Source organism: Actinomadura sp. NPDC048955 (assembly GCF_040649435.1).
Classification (GTDB): Bacteria; Actinomycetota; Actinomycetes; order Streptosporangiales; family Streptosporangiaceae; genus Spirillospora; species Spirillospora luteofluorescens.
Genome location: NZ_JBEZJI010000139.1, coordinates 1 through 4728, shown reverse-complemented (window position 1 = coordinate 4728; position 4728 = coordinate 1). Strand labels below are relative to the sequence as shown.

The 4728-nt window shown below is 70.4% G+C and carries 6 protein-coding genes and 1 pseudogene; 4 read left to right on the top strand and 3 right to left on the bottom strand.

Annotated features, from left to right (window positions below):
• Positions 1–177, top strand: a pseudogene (locus AB0C84_RS45285) (transposase); the annotation flags it as partial.
• 88 nt (positions 178–265) lie between these two features.
• Here AB0C84_RS45285 and AB0C84_RS45280 read toward each other — a convergent pair.
• The gene (locus AB0C84_RS45280) at positions 266–1678 is read right to left on the bottom strand and encodes a PLP-dependent aminotransferase family protein (RefSeq protein ID WP_361078941.1); all 1413 of its coding nucleotides are present in this window, start codon (positions 1676–1678) and stop codon (positions 266–268) included.
• A gap of 309 nt (positions 1679–1987) precedes the next feature.
• Between AB0C84_RS45280 and AB0C84_RS45275 the strand changes: the two genes are divergently transcribed.
• The 3 genes from AB0C84_RS45275 (at position 1988) to AB0C84_RS45265 (ending at position 3524) form a co-directional block, all read left to right on the top strand.
• Positions 1988–2644 carry an HAD family phosphatase gene (locus tag AB0C84_RS45275; RefSeq protein WP_361078938.1) on the top strand — a complete coding sequence of 219 codons (657 nt, stop codon included), beginning with the start codon at positions 1988–1990 and terminating at the stop codon, positions 2642–2644.
• A gap of 108 nt (positions 2645–2752) precedes the next feature.
• A complete protein-coding gene (locus tag AB0C84_RS45270; RefSeq protein WP_361078935.1) occupies positions 2753–3325 on the top strand; it encodes a transposase in 573 nt (190 codons plus the stop codon).
• Complete coding sequence (locus AB0C84_RS45265) at positions 3243–3524, top strand: transposase (RefSeq protein ID WP_361078932.1); 282 nt, start codon at positions 3243–3245, stop codon at positions 3522–3524. The genes AB0C84_RS45270 and AB0C84_RS45265 overlap by 83 nt, the downstream gene beginning before the upstream one ends.
• Positions 3525–3953: 429 nt before the next feature.
• On the opposite strand, the gene AB0C84_RS45260 is transcribed toward AB0C84_RS45265, so the two are convergent.
• Together AB0C84_RS45260 and AB0C84_RS45255 are read right to left on the bottom strand one after the other, a co-directional pair.
• Positions 3954–4115, bottom strand: coding sequence for a phage DNA packaging protein J (locus AB0C84_RS45260; RefSeq protein ID WP_361078929.1), 162 nt, complete (start codon positions 4113–4115; stop codon positions 3954–3956).
• A 3-nt stretch (positions 4116–4118) separates the two neighbouring features.
• A complete protein-coding gene (locus AB0C84_RS45255) occupies positions 4119–4262 on the bottom strand; it encodes a hypothetical protein (protein ID WP_361078927.1) in 144 nt (47 codons plus the stop codon).
• Between the last annotated feature and the right edge of the window lie 466 nt (positions 4263–4728).

The following is a 4728-nucleotide window of genomic DNA, read 5'->3' as shown; positions in this document are numbered from 1 at the left end:
TTGGACGACCGCAAGGTGCTGTGCGGGATCTTGTTTGTGTTGCACACCGGGATCCGGTGGGAGTTCCTGCCGCAGGAGCTGGGGTTCGGGTCGGGTATGACGTGCTGGCGGCGGCTGGCCGAGTGGCATCAGGCCGGGGTGTGGGAGCGGTTGCACCGTCTGCTGCTTGAGGAACTGCACGCCACCGGGTAGCTGACCGCCGAGGATGATCCAGCCGCCCGCCGTCGTCCCCGCTGACCGTCGATCGGTCCTCGATCCTTTGCGTTCAACCTCGCAGGAATACCGGCAAGGCCCCCTGTGGCTGGGAGGTCGGCCTGGAATGGGCGAAGCAGGCGGCGAAGGTCGCGCTCAGGGCGTCCAAGGCCGAGGCGTAGGCGTGGTCAGGGGGGCGGCCGTAGCCGACGATGATGCCCTGGCGGGTGGAGGGCAGTTCGCTGCGCTCCGACAGGTAGCCGAGGGCGAGTCCGTGGGCTTGCGCGGCGGTTCGGATGTCGGTCTCGGTGGGGCCGTCCGGGGGGAGGAGGGCCAGGGCGTGCAGGCCGGCGGCGATGCCGGTCAGCGCTATCGGAAAGCCTGCGACGTGGTGGCGGAGCTGATCGCGGCGGCGGAGATACCGCTGGCGGGACGTGCGGATGTGGCGATCGTAGCCGTGGCGGGTGATCAGGTCGGCCAGGGCCAGCTGGCCGAGGTGCTCGGTGTGGTGGTCGGTGTGCAGTCTGGCGTCGGCGACCGGGGCGATCAGGCGGGGCGGCAGGACCATCCAGCCGATCCGCAGTGCCGCGCCGAGTGTCTTGGACGTCGTTCCCAAGTAGGCCACGTGGTCGGGGGCGGCGCCCTGCAGCGCGCCCACGGGCTTGCGGTCGTAGCGGAATTCGGCGTCGTAGTCGTTCTCGACGATCAGGCTGCCGGACGAGCGCGCCCAGTCCAGCAGGGCACGCCGCCGGTCGGGGTGGAGGGTCCGGCCGGTCGGGTACTGGTGGGCCGGGGTGACCTCCACCGCGTCCGCGCCCAGGCCGCTGAGGAGGTCGACACGGGCGCCGAGATCGTCGACCGGTAGCGGGATCACCCGTGCGCCGGTGCGGCGGACCGCCTCGCGGTGCATCGGGACACCGGGGTCCTCCATCGCGAACGTCCCGGCGATGACCGCGGCGAGCAGCGTCAGCCCATGCAGGTACCCGTTGGTGATCAAGATCGAGTCTGGGTGGGCCGACACGCCCCGGGCTCGTCCCAGGTACCCGGCCAGCGCGGACCGCAACTCCGGACGGCCCTGCGGATCGCCGTAGCCGAAGGTGTCGGCCGGAGCCGATCCCAGGGCGCGCCGCGACGACTCGAGCCACACCGAAGCCGGGAACGCCGACGCGTCCGCGCTCCCTGGGCGCAGATCGTGCCGCGGCTGTTCCACCGCGGCCGGCGTGGCTGAAGGTGCCGACGCGACCTGCGGCGGCAGCGCAACTACGGTGCCCGAACCCTGCCGCGCGGTCAGATACCCCTCGGCGATCAGCTGGTCGTAGGCCGCCCGCACCGTGCCCCGCGCCAGCCCCAGATCCTCCGCGAGCCGACGGGTCGCCGGCAGCCGTGTTCCGGTCGCCAGGCGCCCCGACCGCACCGCCTCCCGCAGCGCCCGCTCCAGCCCTGTCCGCCGCCCCTCGGCGACGTCCAGTTCCAGATGCAGATCCATCCCAGGATTGGGCCACTCATCCGCCATAAAATTGGATCTTACTCGCGGCCCAATCACGTCCTTAGGGTCGTCCGGGTGACCACGGTTCGACCTCCGCGGGCCGTCTCCCGCAAGACCGTCCGGCTACTCGCGACGGCCTATGGGCTGACGATCGCCAACCTCTACTACTGCCAGCCCCTGCTGCCGGAGATAACCCGATCCCTCGGCCCGGACGCCGCGGACGGTCGGCGGCTGGAGCGCGTTCTGCCTCCTCGGCGCCGCACTCCTCGCGATCGCCCTCGTCCTGACGTTCACCCGAATGGAGAGCCCATGAAACCCCAACTGGTCATCTTCGACAACGACGGCGTCCTCGTCGACAGCGAACCCACCGCACACCGCGTGCTGTCCGAATACCATACGGAACTGGGCTTCCCCTTCACTCTGGAAGAGTCCTACCGGTACTTCCTCGGCAACGCCGCCCGCACCGTTCACACGGTCGTCGCCGACCGATACGGCGGTAAGCTCCCCGCCGACTTCACCGAACGCTTCCACGAGCGGGTGTTTGCCGCCTTCAAGCAAGGACTGAACGCCGTCCAGGGTGCTTCCACCGTCCTGACCGACCTGCGACGCCGCGGCATCCGCTACTGCCTGGCGTCCTCCTCCGACCACGCCTGGATCGACCTCACCCTCGCCCGGGCGGGCCTGCGCCCCCTGCTGCCCCCCGGCGTGGTCTTCAGCGCCCAGGACGTCGGCGGCATCGGCAAACCCGACCCCGCCCTTTTCCTCCATGCCGCCGCCGCGTTCGGCACCCACCCGCACGACTGCCTGGTCGTCGAGGACAGTCCCAACGGCGTCCGCGCCGCGAAAGCCGCTGGCATGCCCGTCGTCGGCTACACCGCCCTCACCCCTGCGAGCAGTCTCACCGGAGCCACTGCATTTATCACACACCTGGCCGGCATCCTCGACCACCTCGACCACGACCGTTGAACCGGGGGCCAGTTCTCGACAGCTGCGCGACGGGGGGCGACTGGCGACGACCCGACCGATCCGGTTCCGGTCGCCATCGAGACGCCGCGCGGCCTGCTGGTGGCCGCTATGCGCAGCACCGGCCGCCGGGTCTACTTCATCAACCCGATGGCCGTCGCCCGCTACCGCCAACGCCACACCGTGGCACGCAAGAAGTCCGACCACGTCGATGCCATGACATCGGCCAAAGTCCAGCGCACCGACGCCCACGCACCCCGGCCGCTGCCCGACGACACCGAACTCGCCCGCGCCATCACGGTGCTGGCGCGCCCACCAAGACGCCACCTGGAGGCGCACCAAGGCCTCCAACGAGCTGCGCTCGCTGCTGCGCGAGTACTTCCCCACCTTCCTCGCCGCGTTCGCCGGCCGCACCACCAACCTGGCCGGCGGCGAGGCCCGCGCCGTGCTGGCCATCGCTCTCACCCCGACCGCCGCCAAACTGACGCGCACACGCATCGCCGCGGCGCTGCGCTGGGCCGGCCGCCAACGCGGCATCGAGCAGCTCTACCAGGCCATGCGGCACCCGCAACTGCATCACCCGCCGCTGGTCGAACAGGCAATGGGCGAGCAGGCCCGCGCATTCCTGGCCGTCCTGGACACCGAATGCGCCAACGCCGACCCTCTCGCCGAGGCCGTCGCTGAGGCCTTTCGCCAGCACCCCGACCACCAGGTCATCACCAATCTCCCCGGACTCAGCGATCAGCTGGGCGCCTGGGTCCTGGCCGAGATCGGCGACGACCGCCAACGGTTCGCCGACGCACGCGCGCTCAAGGCCTACGCCGGTCGACCGCCTCGCCAGCGCCGGGCTCGTCTGGGCGTTGGCAGCCTCGACCAACCATGAACCCGCACGATCCTGCTGCGGTGAGGTCATGAACGCCTGGTGGATGTCGTCACGGGTGTCCCAGCGGATGCGCAGGCGTCGGAACGAGTGCAGCAAGGCGATGGTGCGTTCGACGACGTGGCGGTGGACGCCCAGTCCCGAGCCGTAGGGGCTGGCGCGGCGGGCAATGACCGGTTTGATGCCCTTGGCCCAGACCAGGGGGCGGTATTTGGCGTGGTCGTTGCCCACGGTCGGCCAGCAGCCGCTCGGGCTGGCGCCGGGGGCGTTCGACCCGGCTGCGGATAGGCGGCACCTTGCTCAGCAGCGACCATCAGCTGGGTGACGTCGCCCGCGGCTTCCGCTGGTCAACGACCACGAGCGTGGTGCCGTGCCCGTCGGTCAGCACGTGCTACTTGGAGCCCGACCGGCCACGGTCGACCGGTCTCAGGTTCAGCTGACGGTGGTTGGACGCGGCCTGCCGCTGTCGATCGTGGTCACGCCCGGCCGAGCCAACGACTGCACCGCCTTTCCACAGGTCCTGTCGGCGATCACTGTGCCGCGGGCCGGCTCGGGTCGTCCTGGGTGCCGGCCCGACCGGGTGATCGCTGACAAGGCCTACAGCTCGGGGGCCGCGATCCGCCGGTCACTGCGGCGCCACGAAATCGGGCCACCATCGCCGAACGCGCCGACCGGGAGGCCGGACAGGTCCGCCGCGGCCCGCATCCTCCGCTCCATCTCCGCCCACTCGGCCGCGGTCACCGAAACGCTGCTTCGTCCGCCCTGGCCTCCGCATATACAACCGATTTCAGGCGCAGAACACTAGTGTCACTCGGCCAGCCGCCAGCACGTCATACCCGACTCCAACCCCAATTCCTGCGGCAGCAACTCCCCACCCGATCCCGGTGTGCAGCACGAACAACACCCTGCGGTCATCCCATCGCCTACGCCCATGATGGCGCGCTTGCGACGCTCCCCCTGGGCAGGAGCAACTCAACTCGCCTCTACAGGCTGTCGGCCCACGATCCATGGGGACTGCTCACCAGCACCCACACCGCCATCCTGACCCCGTCGCTGCACCTGGCATGCATCCGCCGCCAGGCTGAGCCGTTCCGGCTCAGCCAGCGAAGCTGGCGCGGTAGGTGGCGGCCATGTCCTCGTCGCCGTGCCCCTGCTCGATGGTGCGCCGGAACCGCTCGCCCGCCGCGTCGTTCACGTCGACGCGGAC

What these genes read in the sequence shown, in the direction of transcription:
- AB0C84_RS45280 (WP_361078941.1), bottom strand. Translation starts at nt 1,678, where the DNA reads ATGGATCTGCATCTGGAACTGGACGTCGCCGAGGGGCGGCGGACAGGG.
- AB0C84_RS45275 (WP_361078938.1), top strand. Translation starts at nt 1,988, where the DNA reads ATGAAACCCCAACTGGTCATCTTCGACAACGACGGCGTCCTCGTCGAC.
- AB0C84_RS45270 (WP_361078935.1), top strand. Translation starts at nt 2,753, where the DNA reads ATGCGCAGCACCGGCCGCCGGGTCTACTTCATCAACCCGATGGCCGTC.
- AB0C84_RS45265 (WP_361078932.1), top strand. Translation starts at nt 3,243, where the DNA reads ATGGGCGAGCAGGCCCGCGCATTCCTGGCCGTCCTGGACACCGAATGC.